Origin of the sequence: Brachybacterium sp. GCM10030267, from assembly GCF_042666875.1 — a bacterium.
Classification (GTDB): domain Bacteria; phylum Actinomycetota; class Actinomycetes; order Actinomycetales; family Dermabacteraceae; genus Brachybacterium.
The window spans coordinates 44,081-60,059 of sequence record NZ_JBHTCX010000012.1; the positions used below are offsets into that span (position 1 = coordinate 44,081).

General features: G+C 70.2%; 11 protein-coding genes. 8 read left to right on the forward strand and 3 right to left on the reverse strand.

All coding sequences use genetic code 11. From position 1 onward, the window contains the following. Positions 1–97 precede the first annotated feature (97 nt). From yajC to ACFQS2_RS11360, 5 genes are all read left to right on the forward strand, one after another. A complete protein-coding gene (gene yajC, locus ACFQS2_RS11340; RefSeq protein WP_377793843.1) occupies positions 98–496 on the forward strand; it encodes a preprotein translocase subunit YajC in 399 nt (132 codons plus the stop codon). A gap of 53 nt (positions 497–549) precedes the next feature. After that, positions 550–2,484: a protein translocase subunit SecD gene (gene secD, locus ACFQS2_RS11345; protein WP_377793844.1), complete on the forward strand. Its 1,935-nt coding sequence runs from the start codon at positions 550–552 to the stop codon at positions 2,482–2,484. Beyond that, positions 2,481–3,785 (forward strand): protein translocase subunit SecF, encoded by a 1,305-nt coding sequence (gene secF / locus ACFQS2_RS11350; RefSeq protein WP_377020088.1) that lies wholly within the window; start codon positions 2,481–2,483, stop codon positions 3,783–3,785. The genes secD and secF overlap by 4 nt, the downstream gene beginning before the upstream one ends. Further along, positions 3,782–4,333, forward strand: a complete 552-nt coding sequence (locus ACFQS2_RS11355) for an adenine phosphoribosyltransferase (protein ID WP_377793845.1) — start codon at positions 3,782–3,784, stop codon at positions 4,331–4,333. The genes secF and ACFQS2_RS11355 overlap by 4 nt, the downstream gene beginning before the upstream one ends. Before the next feature lie 110 nt (positions 4,334–4,443). Next, positions 4,444–6,882, forward strand: coding sequence for a RelA/SpoT family protein (locus ACFQS2_RS11360; RefSeq protein WP_377020086.1), 2,439 nt, complete (start codon positions 4,444–4,446; stop codon positions 6,880–6,882). A 2-nt stretch (positions 6,883–6,884) separates the two neighbouring features. On the opposite strand, the gene ACFQS2_RS11365 is transcribed toward ACFQS2_RS11360, so the two are convergent. Both ACFQS2_RS11365 and ACFQS2_RS11370 read right to left on the reverse strand, forming a co-directional pair. After that, the gene (locus ACFQS2_RS11365) at positions 6,885–7,565 is read right to left on the reverse strand and encodes a hypothetical protein (protein ID WP_377793846.1); all 681 of its coding nucleotides are present in this window, start codon (positions 7,563–7,565) and stop codon (positions 6,885–6,887) included. 92 nt (positions 7,566–7,657) lie between these two features. Continuing rightward, a complete protein-coding gene (locus tag ACFQS2_RS11370; RefSeq protein WP_377793847.1) occupies positions 7,658–9,541 on the reverse strand; it encodes a DUF349 domain-containing protein in 1,884 nt (627 codons plus the stop codon). 226 nt (positions 9,542–9,767) lie between these two features. On the opposite strand from ACFQS2_RS11370, the gene hisS reads away from it, so the two are divergent. Further along, positions 9,768–11,189, forward strand: coding sequence for a histidine--tRNA ligase (hisS, locus tag ACFQS2_RS11375; RefSeq protein ID WP_377793848.1), 1,422 nt, complete (start codon positions 9,768–9,770; stop codon positions 11,187–11,189). Positions 11,190–11,279: 90 nt separating this feature from the next. After that, positions 11,280–11,648 (forward strand): thioredoxin, encoded by a 369-nt coding sequence (gene trxA / locus ACFQS2_RS11380; protein WP_377020082.1) that lies wholly within the window; start codon positions 11,280–11,282, stop codon positions 11,646–11,648. Positions 11,649–11,852: 204 nt separating this feature from the next. Here the strand turns inward: trxA and ACFQS2_RS11385 are convergent, their stop codons facing one another. Continuing rightward, complete coding sequence (locus tag ACFQS2_RS11385) at positions 11,853–13,826, reverse strand: DEAD/DEAH box helicase (protein ID WP_377793849.1); 1,974 nt, start codon at positions 13,824–13,826, stop codon at positions 11,853–11,855. Between the two features lie 308 nt (positions 13,827–14,134). Between ACFQS2_RS11385 and aspS the strand changes: the two genes are divergently transcribed. Beyond that, complete coding sequence (gene aspS / locus ACFQS2_RS11390) at positions 14,135–15,931, forward strand: aspartate--tRNA ligase (protein ID WP_377793850.1); 1,797 nt, start codon at positions 14,135–14,137, stop codon at positions 15,929–15,931. Positions 15,932–15,979 lie beyond the last annotated feature (48 nt).

Here is a 15,979-nt window from a genome sequence, read left to right on the forward strand (position 1 = left end):
GACTCGGCGGGTACAGTGGGATGGTCAGCCGTCCGCGGCAGGGCCGTTGCTCGCGCAGAACATGTCGGGACCGCCGCTGTCCGCCGAAAGGAAATCCGTGGAATCCCTCCTTCCTCTCCTGCTCATCTTCGCAGTCATGATGCTGCCCCTGCTGTTCATGTCGAGCCGCCAGAAGAAGATGCAGCGCAAGCAACAGGAGCTGGTCAACGCCCTGGGCGTCGGCGACGAGGTCCGCACGCACTCCGGTTTCTACGGCCTGATCGTCGATTCCTTCGACGACATCGTGATCCTGGAGTCCGAGAACGGCGCCCAGACCAAGTGGGCCCGTCAGGCCATCGCCATGAAGGTCGACCCGGAGGGTCTGGACGACGAGAACCTCGACGAGGATGCCGATGACGAAGCGCTCGAGGGCGAGAGCTCTGCGAACCGCGGTGATGTTCCGGGCGTGACCACGTCCGACGACGCCGTCCGCGACGAGGACCGTCGCGACCGCTGAGCGGTGCCCCGAACCACCCGTGATCTCTCCGTCGTCCTGAGGAACTCTGCCCCATGCCCGCACGTCGCATCGCCCTAGCGGCCCTCGCGGTGCTGATCCTGCTGCTGGGCGGCGGGATCGGTGCCGGGGTCGCCAAAGGTGGCTGGGAACCAGCCCCTGAGCTCGCACTCGACCTCGAGGGCGGCACCCAGGTCATCCTCCAGGCCGAGTCCCGCGACGGCGCGCAGATCGATCCGGCCGCCATGGAGCAGGCTCGTCAGATCATCTCCCAGCGCGTCAACGCCCTGGGCGTCGCGGAGACGCAGATCAGCATCCAGGGCGGGACGAACATCGTCATCGACGTCCCCGGACAGCTGGACCAGGAGACCTCAGAAGCCCTCCGGCAGACCGCCGCGATGTCCTTCCGCCCGGTGCTGGGCGTGGTCGCCCCCGAGAGCGCCGGCGCCTCCGACGGCGGCGGCTCCGACGCCGGTGGGCTCTCGGACTCCGGCGGCGGATCGGACACGGGCTCCGGCTCCGAGACGACCGACCAGACGTCCTCCGCTCCGGCGGATCCCTCGCAGCAGAAGTTCGACGGGCCGGTCAGCGGCGACTCCTCGCTCGCTCCGCAGGAAGCCCCGGCCGAGGGTGAGCTGCAGTACCCGGCGTGGTCGATGGACTGGCTCACCCCGGAGCTGCAGACCGAGCTGATGAACGTCGACTGCACCGATCCGGCCGCTCAGCAGGAGAAGGTCTCCGACGCCGCCGCCGATGAGCCGGTCGTCGCCTGCGACACGGCGGGCACGCAGAAGCTGCTGCTCGGGCCGGAGGTGGTGGCCGGTTCCGCGATCGAGGATGCCGGCGTCGCCTCCGACATGACTCCCACCGGGCAGCCCACCGGCTACTACGTCGTGAACATGAGCTTCCACGAGGAAGGGTCCCAGGCCTTCGCGGACATGACCTCCGCGCTGTACAACGGCGAGGGGGCGACCCAGGCCTTCGGCATCGTGCTGGACGGGCTGGTGATCTCCGCGCCGCAGGTCCAGGAGCCCTCGACGGGCGGTGAAGCCTCGATCTCGGGGAACTTCTCCCAGGAGGAGGCGAGCCAGCTGTCCGATCAGCTGCGCTTCGGCGCGCTGCCGCTGGAGTTCGAGGTCGCCTCGGAACAGCAGATCTCCGCGACCCTGGGTGCCGACCAGCTCCAGATGGGACTGATCGCGGGTCTCATCGGCCTCGCCCTGGTCGTCGCCTACGCCTTCTTCCAGTATCGGGCGCTGGCGCTGGTGACCGCGGCCAGCCTCCTGGCGATGGGCACGCTCACCTACGGCGTGCTGACGGTGCTCTCGAACCTCCCCGAGATCGGGTACCGCCTGTCACTGGCCGGCGTCGTCGGCCTGGTGGTGGCCATCGCTTTCACCGCGGACTCGTTCATCGTCTACTTCGAACGCGTCCGTGACGAGATCCGCGAGGGCAGGGGCATCGTCGCGGCCGTCGACCATGGGTGGAACCGCGCCAAACGCACGATCCTCGCCTCCGACTCGGTCAACCTGATCGCCGCGATCGTGCTCTACATCCTCTCGACCGGCAGCGTCCGCGGCTTCGCCTTCGTCCTCGGTGTGACCACGGTGCTCGACCTCCTGGTCGTCTTCCTGTTCACCCACCCGATCCTGCAGGTCCTGGTGCGCACCCGGTTCTTCGGGAAGGGCCACCCCTGGAGCGGCCTGGACCCGGCGGTCCTGGGTCGCAGCGTCCCCGCCTACGCCGGTCGCGGCCGTCTGCGGTCCAGCGGCGGAGACGAGGACGAGGAGGAGCCCCGCGAGCCGCTGGCCGCGCGCAAGGCCCGCCTGGCCCGGGAGGCCGCCGAACGCGACGGCTCCGCCGGGGAACCATCCGGGGCCGGCGACGGACACCGGGCCGACGGCGGTGGCCCTGAGAACGACCCGGGGCGGGCGGACGGCTCCGGCCCGACCGACACGAGAGACGACGACTCCGAGGAGGAGAGCCGATGAGTGCGACCTTCTCCCGGATGGGCAATGACCTCCACGCGGGGCGTCGTACCGTCCCGATCGTGCGGCGCCGACGCACCTGGTACCTGATCAGTGTCGTGGTCGTGGTGATCCTGGCGGGGCTGGCCGTGCTGCGCGGACCCAACCTCGGCATCGAGTTCACCGGCGGATCGGAGTTCCAGGTCGCCGGTGTCAGCGATACCGACCAGGCCATCGCCCGGGACGTGGTGCGCGAGCAGCTGCCGGACAACGAGCCCAAGGTGACCGTGATCGGTCAGGACACGATGCGGGTCCAGACCGAACAGCTCGACTCCGGCCAGACGGCCGCACTGGCCGAGGACCTCGCCTCCGCCTACGGGGTGTCCACCGATACGGTCTCGACCTCGTACATCGGGCCGGTGTGGAGCACGGACATCACCCAGAAGATGCTCCGCGGGGTTCTCGTCTTCCTGGTGCTGGTCGCGGCCACGATGGCGCTGTACTTCCGCAACCTCAAGTCCTCCGCCGCGGCGATGACCGCGCTCGTGCACGACATGCTGTTCACCGCAGGGGTGTACGGAGTGGTGGGCTTCGAGATCACGCCCGGCACCGTGATCGGGTTCCTCACGGTGATGGGCTACTCCCTCTACGACACCATCGTCGTCTTCGACAAGGTGCGCGAGAACACGGCGGGCTTGACGGCACAGTCGACGGCGACGTACTCGGATCGGGTCGAGCTGGCCGCGAACCAGACCCTGGTGCGATCGATCAACACCTCGGTCGTCGCGCTGCTCCCGGTGGGATCGATTCTCTTCATCGGCGCCTTCCTGCTGGGAGCCGGGACGCTCAAGGACATCGCGCTCGCCCTGTTCATCGGCATCTTCGCCGGCACCTACTCCTCGATCTTCCTGGCCCCGGGTCTTCTCGTGGACCTGCGTTCCCGGGAGTCCGGCATCGCCGCGCACACCCGGCGGGTCGAGCAGGGGCGCCGCAGCGGCACCGTCGGCGATGAGTCCGGCACGGCCGATGACGCCGCCGGCGCGGACGACGCGGGCCCGGACGACTCGGACGCGGATGACTCTGACGCCGACAGATCGGACGAGGACGGCTCGGACGTGGACGGCTCGGACCAGGACCGCGGGGACGAGAACGGTGACCACGGCGATCCCGAGCACACGGAAGACGGGGATCGGAGCGAGCCCGACGCCGAGGGAGACCTCTCGGGGACCGGCGAACCGGCCGACGGCACGGCACGTCGCGAGCGCCGCCAGCCGCGCCGCACCACGCGCCGTGGCCGCAACGTCCCCGGACGGGGCTCGCGATGAGCGAGCCGGTGCCGTCCGCGGAGGAGATCGAGGAGCTGCGCGGCTCCCACATCACCGAGCACCCGGACTTCCCCGAACCCGGCGTCCTGTTCCGCGACATCACCCCGCTGCTGCGCGATGGCGCCGCCCTGCGCTCGGTCATCCGGTACTGGAGCTCGATCCTTCCCGACGGCATCGAGTACGTCGTGGGAACCGAGGCCCGCGGCTTCGTCCTGGGTGCCCCGCTCGCGTACAAGATGGGAGCCGGGTTCATCCCGGTGCGCAAGGCCGGCAAGCTCCCCGGCACCCCGGCGTCGCTCAGTTATGACCTCGAGTACGGCAGTGCCGTCGTGCAGATCCCGCAGGATTCACTCCCGGCCGGCGCCCGCACGCTGGTCGTCGACGATCTCCTGGCGACCGGGGGCACCGCCGCAGCCACCGTCGAACTCACCCGACGGTTCGACGTGGACCTGGTGGGTGCCTCCTTCCTCATCGAGCTGGAGGGCCTGCGCGGGCGCGACCGGCTCCCCGGGGTGCCTCTCACGACGGTCTGGTCCATCCCGAACTGAGCAGGGGACGCATCCGGCCCGGCGCACCGGCGCCTGTTCGCCCTGCGAAGACGTCTCCGAGCAACCGGGAGCGCGCGCGTAGACTGGAGGACCGAGCCAGGAGGTGCGCAGTGCAGGAGCGGTCCGTATCCGAGTCCACGGGAGCCGACGCCGTGGCGCCGGGTCCCGATCGCAGCGCGCCCGCCTCGCCCTCACCGCCCACTCCGCCGGCGCCCCCTGCGGCGTCCGCCCCGGCGGGTCAGAGCCAGGGACCGCGCAAGCCGCGTTCGCGGCTGTCGTTCTTCTCGCCCCGCTCCGGGACAGCGGACCCGCTGCTGGCGCCGCTGCTGGAGACCATGTCAGCGGTCAGCCCGAAGGAGAGCCTCGCCCTGGTCCAGCGGGCGTACGCGGTCGCCGAGCGCGCCCACCGCGGGCAGACGCGCAAGAGCGGCGATCCGTACATCACCCACCCGGTCTCGGTCGCGACGATCCTGGCGGAACTGGGCTCGCCGGCAGAAGTGGTGGCCGCGGCCCTGCTCCACGACACCATCGAGGACACCGACTACTCGCTGGACAAGCTCCGGGAGGAGTTCGGTGAGGTGATCGCCGTGATGGTCGACGGCGTGACCAAGCTGGACAAGGTCACCTACGGCGAAGCCGCGCAGGCCGAGACGGTCCGCAAGATGATCGTGGCGATGAGCCGCGACGTGCGGGTCCTGCTGATCAAGCTCGCCGACCGCCTGCACAACGCGCGGACCTGGAAGTACGTCCCCCCTGCCTCGGCCGAGCGCAAGGCCAAGGAGACGCTCGAGATCTACGCGCCGCTCGCGCACCGCCTCGGTCTGAACACCATGAAGTGGGAACTCGAGGACCGCTCGTTCCAGGTGCTCTACCCCAAGGTGTACGAGGAGATCGTCAGCCTGGTCGCCCAGCACGCACCGGCCCGGGACCAGTATCTCAGGACGGTCTCCTCCCAGATCCTCGAGGACCTGAAGAAGGCGAAGATCAAGGCCGAGGTCACCGGTCGACCCAAGCACTACTACTCGATCTACCAGAAGATGATCGTGCGCGGCCGGGACTTCACCGACATCTACGACCTGGTCGGGGTCCGGGTGCTGGTGGACACCGTGCGCGACTGCTATGGGGTTCTCGGCACGCTGCACGCGCGCTGGTCACCGGTCCAGGGCCGGTTCAAGGACTACATCGCTCTGCCCAAGTTCAACCTGTACCAGTCTCTGCATACGACGGTCATCGGCCCCACCGGAAAGCCCGTGGAGGTCCAGATCCGTACGCGCGAGATGCACCGGCGCGCCGAGTACGGCGTCGCGGCGCACTGGAAGTACAAGGCGATGGCCGGCCACGGCGGCGACGCGGCGTCGAAGCCCATCGCCAACGAGGCCGCCTGGCTGCGTCAGCTCATGGACTGGCAGAAGGAGACCACCGACTCCGGCGAGTTCCTGGATTCGCTGCGTTTCGAGATCAACACGCAGGAGGTGTACGTCTTCACCCCGAAGGGGGACGTGCTCGCGCTCCCGCAGGGATCGACACCGGTCGACTTCGCCTACACGGTGCACACGGAGGTCGGGCACCGCACCATCGGTGCCCGGGTCAACGGGCGCCTGGTCTCGCTCGAATCCGCGCTGTCCACGGGCGACGTGGTCGAGGTGTTCACCTCCAAGTCGCCGGACGCGGGGCCCAGCCGGGACTGGCTCGGCTTCGTCAAGTCTCCCCGTGCCCGCAGCAAGATCCGCCACTGGTTCTCCAAGGAACGCCGCGGCGAAGCGCTCGAGCGGGGGAAGGACGAACTGGCCAAGGCGCTGCGGCGCCAGGACATGCCGATGCGGCGGCTGCTGACCCACGACACGCTCGCCACGGTCGCCACCGATCTCAACCTTCCCTCGGTCGACTCGCTCTACACCTCTATCGGCGAGGGCCACACCGGCGCGCAGCACGTGGTGGAGAAGCTTCGGGCCGTCTTCGGCGGGTCGGACGGCGCCGAGGAGGACCTGGCGGAGATGACGCTGCCCTCCCGGGCGCGCTCACGGCCCAGCCGCTCCGAACGGCACACCGCGGAGACCGACCAGGGCGTGATCGTCGACGGCCAGACCGATCTCTGGGTCAAGCTCGCCAAGTGCTGCGCCCCAGTCCCCGGTGACCCCATCATCGGCTTCGTCACGCGCGGCTCCGGCATCTCGGTGCACCATTCGCGGTGTTCGAACGCGATCCAGCTGCAGGAGAGGCAGGCGGACCGGATCGTGGATGTGGCGTGGTCCGGCAGGCACAGCACGGCCTACCTGGTCCACATCAAGGTCGAGGCCTTGGACCGTCCGCGGCTCCTGACGGACCTCGCCCTGGTGATCTCCGAGCAGCAGGTGAATCTGCAGTCGGCCTCCGCACAGTCCAACTCGGACCGACTGGCCTCGACGTACTTCTCCTTCGAACTGGCCGATCCCTCCCATCTGCAGTCGGTCCTGGCACAGGTGCGTCGTGTCGAGGGCGTTTATGACGTCTACCGGGTCACCGGGGACGGCAAACCGGTCGGCTCGGAAGCCCCTCTGACCGTGAGCTGATCTCAGGCCGCCGTCTCTGCTGGCTCCAGCATCATCCGGCGCAGCCGGTGCCGTGCCTCGCGCGCTCCGGGATAGCGCTCCATCTCCCGTAATCGCTGTTCGACCGCCCGCTCCGGGACGTGCCCGCTGGCGATCAGCCGGGTCAGCGCCGGCTGCGCCACGTGGTCGGGGCTGAACCGCAGCAGGTCGACGGCGGTGCGGACCGGCTCGGTGACCGGGGCCCCGCCGATCGTCTCCACCTCGAGCGGACGCAACCGGCAATGGCGCACCGTCGTGCCGGCGACGGGACCGCGATGGGCCGGTGAGATCAGCTCGGCCGGCGCGGGAGGCTCCCCGCCGAGCAGGACCCAGGCTGCCGACGGCCCCGCGATCACGTGGTACGACTGGAGGCGACCGCCCAGAGCGCACCCCAGCGCGAGAGCACGGTCGATGGCAGAGCGCATCGCGTCGGGAGGCAGGAAGATGCCCGGCAGCAGCCGCGCCAGCAGCCCGTCCTCCACCATGGTCTGGACCGAGGGCGATTCCGCCCAGCGCTCCAGGCCGGCGCCCAGGGGGACCGCCAGCTCGGCAGCATGATGCGACCAGGCGGCGCAGAGCCCCGTCGGCAGCGGAGGGGGCCCGACCGCTCTCGGGCCGGGGACCATACGCTGGCGCGCGTTGTTCGCCGGCTCCGTCGATCTCATGCACCGACTCTGACCCGCGGGGCCCCCGACGGCAAACGCCCCGCCCGTCGATGTGGACGGGCGGGGCGCGGGGAGGAACCGTGGCGGACCGGTCAGCCGAGATCCTGGGCGGAGCGCTCGATCACTGCCAGCCACTCCTTGCGGGCCTCGAGCGCGGACTCCGCCTCGGCGATCTTCTGAGGGTCACCGGTGGCACGGGCCTTCTCCAGCGCCTCCTCGTACGAGGCGATCGCCGAGTGCAGCTGGGAGGAGACGCCCTCGACCCGGGCGCGGGTGCGGGGATCGGTGCGACGCCACTCCTCCTGCTCGGCGTTCTTGACGCTCCGTTCGACCTTGCGCAGACGCTCGTCGATCCGTCGCATGTCGGAGCGGGGCACCTTGCCCGCTTCCTCCCAGCGATCCTGGATCGAGCGCAGCTTCGCCTTCGCCGCATCGACGTCCGCCGTCGGGTCGATCTCCTCGGCCTCGACGAGCAGCGCCTCCTTGACCTCGAGGTTCTTGCGCTGCTCGGCCTCGATCTGCTGGAGATCCGCGTTCCGAGCGTCGAAGAAGCGGTCCTGGGCCGCCTTGAACCGCTTCCACTGCGCGTCATCCTTCTTGCGACTGCCGCGCGGGGCACTGCGCCACTGCTCCATCAGGTCCTTGAAGGCGCGGACGGTCGGTCCCCAGTCGGTGGAGTCCTGCATCGCCTCGGCGCGGGCGATGAGGTCCTCCTTGATCGCCGCCGCCTCGGTGTGCTTCTCATCGAGCTGGGAGAAGAACTGCTTGCGCATCCGGTCGAAGGTGGCCCGGGCGGCGGAGAGCCGCTTCCACAGGCTCTCCTCGGTGGGACGGTCCAGCGAGACGTCCTCCGTCTGCATCTGCTTCCAGCGCGGGACCATCTGCCGCATGGTGTCCCCGGCCTTCTTCCAGGAGATCTGCTCAGGATCGGTCGCGACCAGCGCCTCGATCGACTCGACGAACTCGGTGCGGCGCCGGGTGGCCTCGGCCCGCTCGTCGGCGCGCTTCGCCTCGAGGGCCTGGATCTTCGACTTGGCGTTCTCGCGCAGCTCGTTCGCTCGCGTCCTCAGAGCCGGGATGTCGCCGACGACCTGCGGCTCCTTCATCTTCTTGCGCAGGTTCTCGAGCAGGCGGTTCAGCTCGTTCTGCGTGTGCTCCGGAGCGTTGAGGGTCTTCTGGGTCAGGTCCAGGAAGGCGACCAGGTCGAGATAGCCGCGAGCATAGGGATCGAGGGCCTTGTCGTGGTCCGTCTCGGTGGTCGTGCCGATGGTGCGCACCTGCGTGCCGTCCTGGACGGTCACCGTGCCCTCTTCATCGACGGACCCGAAGGCCTTCGCCGCGGCCAGCTGCTCCGCGTCGTACTCGGTGACGGGCGGGGCGACCGGCACCAGGGGAGCGGTGGGCTTCTTCCCCGCCAGGGCCGCCGGCGAGGGAACGCCGGGCTTGGGACCGGGAGCCGGACGCGGTGTCGGTCGCGGCGCGGGGTCGGGTGCCGGCTCGGTCTGCTCAGCGGATGGGGCCTCGGTGTCGTGCTCCGGCTCGGCGGGGGCTTCCGAACCGGTCTCGGTCTGGGCGTCCGCTTCCGGGGCGGCGTCGGTCGCGGATTCGGACTCGGCATGGACCTCCGTGTCGGCGTCCGGCTGGACGTCTGCTTGCGCGTCGGCATCAGACTCGGCGCCGGCCTGCGCCGGTGCGTCGGCACCGGTCTCCGCGCCGGGCTCTGCCGGGGCGTCGGCATCAGACTCGGCGCCGGGCTCCGGCACCGCCTCGGGGTCCGCAACCGCCTCGGGCGCGTCCGCGGCAGGGGCCGGAGCGCCCTCGTCGGGGACGTCGCCGGGGGCGCTGCTGGCCTCCGCGGGCTGCGCCGATTCGGGGGAGTCGGACGCGGGGGACTGGTCGCTGACCTGATCGGCGGTCGGTCCGGGTTCCTGACCGGCAGGGTTCGACGCGGGGACGGGGGTCTCGGACTCGCTCACGATTGAGCTCCTTCGAAGGGATCCGCTGCAGGGCGGGACACTGCCGCCTCGTGCGGCGGCCGGGCTGGCTCGCGGAACGCCCCGGGAAGGGACGAACCACTTCACGGAACTCTACAGCGAGCACCCCAGCTCTTTGTCACCGTCCGGCGTCAGCACGGGCCGCCGCACGCGGGAGATAATGGACGCTCGCCGCCCCTGCCGACGACCCGATAAGGATGTGCCCCGCATGGCGAAGACCCCGAAGACCTCTCGTCTGTCCGGATTTCCGGAATGGCTCCCCGCCGAGCGTCTCGTCGAACAGCATGTGATCGACGAGTTCCGCGAGGTCGCCGAGCTGCACGGATTCTCCGGCATCGAGACGCGCGCGGTCGAGCCGCTCGAGCAGCTTCTGCGCAAGGGGGAGATCGACAAGGAGGTCTACGTGCTGCGGCGGCTGCACGCCGAGGACTCCGACGGCGGGGGAGATGATTCCGGAGCCGATCCCTCCCGCACTCTCGGGCTGCACTTCGATCTCACGGTGCCGCTGGCCCGATACGTCCTGGAGCACCAGAACGATCTGACCTTCCCGCTGCGCCGTTTCCAGATCCAGAAGGTGTGGCGCGGGGAGCGGCCCCAGGACGGCAGGTTCCGTGAGTTCTACCAGGCCGATCTCGATGTCGTCGGCCAGGACACACTGCCCGGGCACATCGAGGCCGAGGTCGCCGTGGTGATGGCCGAGATCCTCGACCGGCTGCCGCTGCCCAGTGTCACGATCCACGCCAACACACGGCGGCTGTCCGAGGGCTTCTTCCGTTCCCTCGGCCTCGAGGACCACCCCGCCGTGCTGCGCATCCTCGACAAGCTGCCCAAGCTCGGGGCGGACACGGTGCGGGAGCAGCTGATCTCCGAGGCCGGGGCGAGCGCGGAGCAGGCCCAGGCGTGCCTGGACTTCGCCGCCATCCGCACCCGCGACTCGTCGTTCGCGCAGCGTGTGCGAGATCTCGGGGGCAGCGGCGAGATGGTCGAGGAAGGCATCGCCGAGCTCACCGCCGTCATGGAGCGGGTCGAGGCGTCCGTGCCCGGCGTGATCCTCGCCGACCTCTCCATCGCACGCGGTCTGGACTACTACACCGGCACCGTGTTCGAGACCTTCGTCGCCGGTCACGAGGGCCTCGGCTCCGTCTGCTCCGGGGGACGCTACGACTCGCTGGCCTCCGACAACCGCCACACCTACCCCGGCGTCGGGTTGTCGATCGGGCTCTCCCGCCTGGTCTCCCGGATGCTCTCGGCGGGTCTCGCCCGGCCATCGCGCGCTGTGCCGACCTGCGTGCTGGTCTCCGTCACGGACGAGGACTCCCGACAGGTCAGCGAAGCTGTCGCCCGTGACCTCCGCGCCCGCGGTATCTCGTGCGAGGTCGCCCCGACGGCCGCCAAGTTCGGCAAGCAGATCCGCTACGCCGACCGGCGCGGCATCCCGTTCGTCTGGTTCCCCGGGACCGAGGGCGAGGCCGATGAGGTCAAGGACATCCGCTCCGGTGAGCAGTCGCCGGCCGCCTCGAGCACGTGGGAGCCACCGGCCCAGGACCGCACGGTGCGCATCCTCGCCGCCGATGCCGATGCCGATGCCGATGCCGATGCCGATGCCGATGCCGATGCCGATGCCGGATGAGTGCTGGGGCAGCGTCGGGTCGCTCGGCGTGAGCTGACTCACGGCTCGCCGTCTCGGGAATGATCGGCGCTCCCGAGGCGTTGCCCGAGCATGGCTACCGTCACGCTGACCGAAGAGAACCACGACAAGACCGTCGAGGACGGCATCGTCCTGATCGACTTCTGGGCGGGCTGGTGCGTGCCGTGCCAGCGTTTCGCCCCCATCTTCGAGGAGTCCTCGGAGAAGCATGAGGACGTCACGTTCACGAAGGTCGATACCGAGGACCAGCAGCAGCTGGCCATGCGCTACGGCGTCACCTCGATCCCGACCCTGGTCGCCTACCGCGAGGGCATCCCGGTGTTCTCGCAGGCCGGCGCCCTGCCGCAGTCCGCTCTGGAGGACCTCATCGGCCAGGTCAAGAACCTGGACATGGACGAGGTCCGCAAGGCCTATGCGGAGGCCCAGGAACAGCAGAGCTGATCGCCATGAGGTGCGGCTGCGGGCCGACGGCACACGTATCGCCGTCGGCACCCACCGGCCGTGAGCCGGCTGGTCGGCACAGCTGACCGGCCGACACAGCTGGGACGTTCCCAGGCATCGCTCACCGCAGACCCCGCAACCGCAGAAGGCCCCGTCTCCGATCACTCGGAGGCGGGGCCTTCTCGCAGGGGCGAGGCCGGTCGATCAGCCGTCCGTGGGGCGGCGGTAGCTCGTGCGCTTCGCGTCGTGCCGACCGGCGTCCTCGCGCCGCGGGCGGTCGTCGTGGCGGCGCCGCGGGCCGGCGTTGTCGTGACGTCCGCCCCTATCGCCGCCGTGGCCGCCCTTGGAGGAGCGGGGGCCGTTGTCCGGGGCGATCCGCAGGGATCGTCCGCCGACGCGGGCCTTGCTGATGCGGGCCATCTGCGCATCGTCCAGCGAACCGCGGATCTGCACCAGGGCGAACGTGCCGAAGATCTGGATCTTGCCGACGTCCTTGCCGTTGAGGCCGCCCTCGCCGGTGATGGCGCCGACGATGGCCGGCGGCCGGGCGCCGTGGGTGTGGCCCACGCCGATCCGGTAGGAGGTGTATCCCTTCTCGGTGTGGGCACCGCCCTCACCACGGGGTCCGCGGTCGCCGCGGTCACCGCGGGAACGGTCGTCACCGCCGGAGAGCGTCGCGGAGGTGAACTCCTCGTCCTCCGTGGTGGCTCCGGGCCCGTCGTCGCCGACGGTCATGGCGCCCAGCACGGCAGCGAGCTCCAGCGGGTCGATGTCGTTCTCGGCGACGTAGTCGCCGATCAGCTCGCGGTACAGCGCGAGCCGTCCGCGCTCGATGCGCTCGGGCACCTTGGTCAGCAGCGAGGCCAGGCGGTGACGGGACACGTCGCGCGGCGACGGGATCACGGCTTCCTCGAGGGTCTGCTTGGTGGCGCGCTCGATGTTCTTCAGCGCGCGACGCTCATGGGGACCGATCAGGGTCAGAGCCTCGCCGGAACGACCCGCACGGCCGGTGCGGCCGATGCGGTGGACGTAGGCCTCCGGCTCGCGCGGGACGTCGAAGTTGACGACCAGGCCGATGCGCTCGACATCCAGGCCGCGGGCGGCGACGTCGGTCGCGACCAGGACCTGCAGGGAGCCCTCGCGCAGCCGCTCGACGATCTTCTCGCGCTCCTTCTGGGGCACGTCACCGCTGATGGAGGCGGCGATCACCCCTCGCGAGACGAGGGCCGTGCCCACCTCCTCCGCGGCGGCGCGGGTGCGCACGAAGACGATGGCCGCTTCGGCGTCGGAGGTCGCGAGCACCCTGGCCAGGGCGCCGGTGCGGTGCTTGAACGGGACCACGGCGTAGGTCTGACGAACGCTCTTGACCGTGGAGGACTGCGGGCTCACGCTGACGCGGACCGGGTCCTTCATGTGGTTCTGGGCGACGCGCTGGATGGCCGACGGCATGGTCGCCGAGAACAGGGCGAGCTGCCGGCTGGCGGGGGAGTGGGAGAGGATCTCCTCGACGTCCTCCGCGAAGCCCATGCGCAGCATCTCGTCGGCCTCGTCCAGCACGGCGAAACGGATGGTCTCCAGCCGCAGCGTGTTGCGCCGCATGTGGTCCATGACTCGGCCGGGGGTACCGACGACGACCTGCGCACCGCGGCGCAGAGCGCGCTCCTGAGGGCTGTAGGGCGAGCCACCGTAGACGGCGACCACGTCCAGACCGCCGATGGCGGTGGCGAAGGAGGAGATCGCGTCGGCGACCTGCATGGCCAGCTCACGGGTGGGAGCGAGCACGAGGCCCTGGACCTCGCGCAGCTCGGGATCGATCGCGGCCAGCAGCGGGAGGCCGAAGGCCGCGGTCTTGCCGGTGCCGGTCTGGGCGACGCCGATGATGTCGCGGCCCTCCAGCAGCGGCGGGATGGCGCGCGACTGGATGGCTGACGGGCTGGTGAAGCCGAGGTCGTCGACCGCGCGGCGCAGCGGGCCGGGCAGGTCGATGTCGTCGAAGCTGGGCTCGGCCGGCTCGGCCGACTCGGCGGGAGCAGCCGGGGCGGCCGCCTCTGCGGTGGGGACGGAAGTGTCGGAATCCTGGGCGGCGGTGACCGCGGAGTCTGCGGGGAGGCCGGTTTCGGAGGAGACGGCGGCTTCGGTGGACTCGGCAGGATCAGGGGCAGGGGCGGCGTCAGTCATTGCATCCTTCGGCGGTGGGGTGAAGATGGTGCCCTCACAGATCGCAGGGCGTGGGATCCCTGACAGATGGCAGGGCTGGGTGCCCTGACAGATCACTGGGCGAGGCTCGTGCGAAGCGCGCTCGAGGCTCGTGCGAAGGCGGGCGGGATGGACCCGCAATACCGCAGGTCGGACAACGTTCAGTCTACGGGCGCCGGGCTCGGAACGACAGGGGGCCATGGGCGAGATCGCTCACCCTGCGCGGTACGCTGGTGAGTCCACGCCCCCAGGCGTGCGGACCCCGTCGACCCCATCGTGAAGGACACCTCGTGCTGCGCACCCACTCCGCCGGCGAACTCCGCTCGGAGCACATCGGACAGACCGTCACCCTCACCGGCTGGATCGGCCGCCGTCGCGATCACGGCGGCGTGACGTTCCTGGATCTGCGCGATGCCAGCGGTGTCGCCCAGGTCGTCGTCCGCGAGGACGAGGCGATGCATCTGCGCGTCGAGTACGTGCTCAAGGTCGTCGGGACGGTCGATCGCCGTCCCGAGGGCAACGAGAACCCGCAGCTGCCCACGGGCGACATCGAGGTGACCGCCTCCGAGGTCGAGGTGCTCAGCTCCTCGGCGCCGCTTCCCTTCCAGCTCGATGAGCACTCCGAGGTCGGTGAGGAGACGCGCCTGCGCTACCGCTACCTCGATCTGCGCCGGCAGGGACCGGCCCGGACGCTGCGTCTGCGCTCCGACGTCAACCGCGCCGCGCGCGAGACGCTTCTGGGTCAGGACTTCCTCGAGGTGGAGACGCCGACGCTGACGCGCTCGACTCCCGAGGGAGCCCGCGACTTCCTGGTCCCGGCACGGCTCGCGCCCGGCTCCTGGTATGCGCTGCCGCAGTCGCCGCAGCTGTTCAAGCAACTGCTGATGGTCGGCGGCGTGGAGAAGTACTTCCAGCTCGCCCGCTGCTACCGCGACGAGGACTTCCGGGCGGACCGCCAGCCCGAGTTCACCCAGCTCGACGTCGAGATGAGCTTCGTCGACCAGGAGGACGTGATCGCCCTGGCCGAGGAGATCCTCACCGCGGTGTGGAGGACGGGTGGGCACGAGATCTCCGCGCCGTTCCCGCGCATCACCTACGCCGAGTCGATGAGCCGTTACGGGTCCGACAAGCCCGACCTGCGCTTCGACCTCGAACTGGTCGAGATGACCGAGTACTTCGCCGAGACTCCCTTCCGGGTCTTCCAGGCCCCGTACGTCGGCGCCGTGGTCATGGCCGGAGGCGCGTCCCAGCCGCGCCGGCAGCTCGACGCCTGGCAGGAGTGGGCCAAGCAGCGCGGCCACAAGGGACTGGCCTACGTCCTGGTCCAGGAGGACGGCACCCTGACCGGGCCCGTCTCCAAGAACATCTCCGAGACGGAGAAGGAGGGCCTGCTGGAGGCCACCGGGGCGAGCACCGGGGACTGCATCTTCTTCGCCGCCGGCGAGCCGAAGTCCGCGCGCGCACTGCTCGGCGCCGCACGCCAGGAGATCGCCGAGCGCCTGGACCTGATCGACCACGACGCCTTCTCGTTCGTGTGGGTCGTGGACGCGCCGATGTTCGAGCCCGCCGCGGACGCCCGCGCGGCCGGTGACGCGACCGTCGGTGGAGGGTCGTGGACGGCCGTGCACCACGCCTTCACCTCGCCCAAGCCCGAGTTCCTGGACACCTTCGACACCGATCCGGGCTCTGCCCTGGCCTACGCCTACGACATCGTGTGCAACGGCAACGAGATCGGCGGCGGCTCCATCCGTATCCACGACCAGTCCGTGCAGGAGCGCGTGTTCGAGGTCATGGGCATCGGCGAGGAGGACGCACGCGAGAAGTTCGGCTTCCTGCTGGACGCCTTCCAGTTCGGCGCGCCGCCGCACGGCGGCATCGCCTTCGGCTGGGACCGCATCGTCGCCCTGCTCGCCGGCGAGGAGTCCATCCGCGAGGTTATCGCCTTCCCCAAGACCGGCAACGGCTACGACCCGCTGACCGCCGCCCCCGCTCCCATCACGGCGCAGCAGCGCAAGGAGGCCGGTGTGGACACCAAGCCCGCCTCGCGCAGCGAGAAGGCCGCAACCGCGGAGCCCGACGACAGCTGAACGTCCGCAGGACCAGCCGCCCGTGAGGACAGGCCGTCCGAAGGACAG

What these genes read in the sequence shown, in the direction of transcription:
- ACFQS2_RS11365 (WP_377793846.1), bottom strand. Translation starts at nt 7,565, where the DNA reads ATGAGATCGACGGAGCCGGCGAACAACGCGCGCCAGCGTATGGTCCCC.
- secF (WP_377020088.1), top strand. Translation starts at nt 2,481, where the DNA reads ATGAGTGCGACCTTCTCCCGGATGGGCAATGACCTCCACGCGGGGCGT.
- ACFQS2_RS11355 (WP_377793845.1), top strand. Translation starts at nt 3,782, where the DNA reads ATGAGCGAGCCGGTGCCGTCCGCGGAGGAGATCGAGGAGCTGCGCGGC.
- ACFQS2_RS11385 (WP_377793849.1), bottom strand. Translation starts at nt 13,826, where the DNA reads ATGACTGACGCCGCCCCTGCCCCTGATCCTGCCGAGTCCACCGAAGCC.
- trxA (WP_377020082.1), top strand. Translation starts at nt 11,280, where the DNA reads ATGGCTACCGTCACGCTGACCGAAGAGAACCACGACAAGACCGTCGAG.
- hisS (WP_377793848.1), top strand. Translation starts at nt 9,768, where the DNA reads ATGGCGAAGACCCCGAAGACCTCTCGTCTGTCCGGATTTCCGGAATGG.
- secD (WP_377793844.1), top strand. Translation starts at nt 550, where the DNA reads ATGCCCGCACGTCGCATCGCCCTAGCGGCCCTCGCGGTGCTGATCCTG.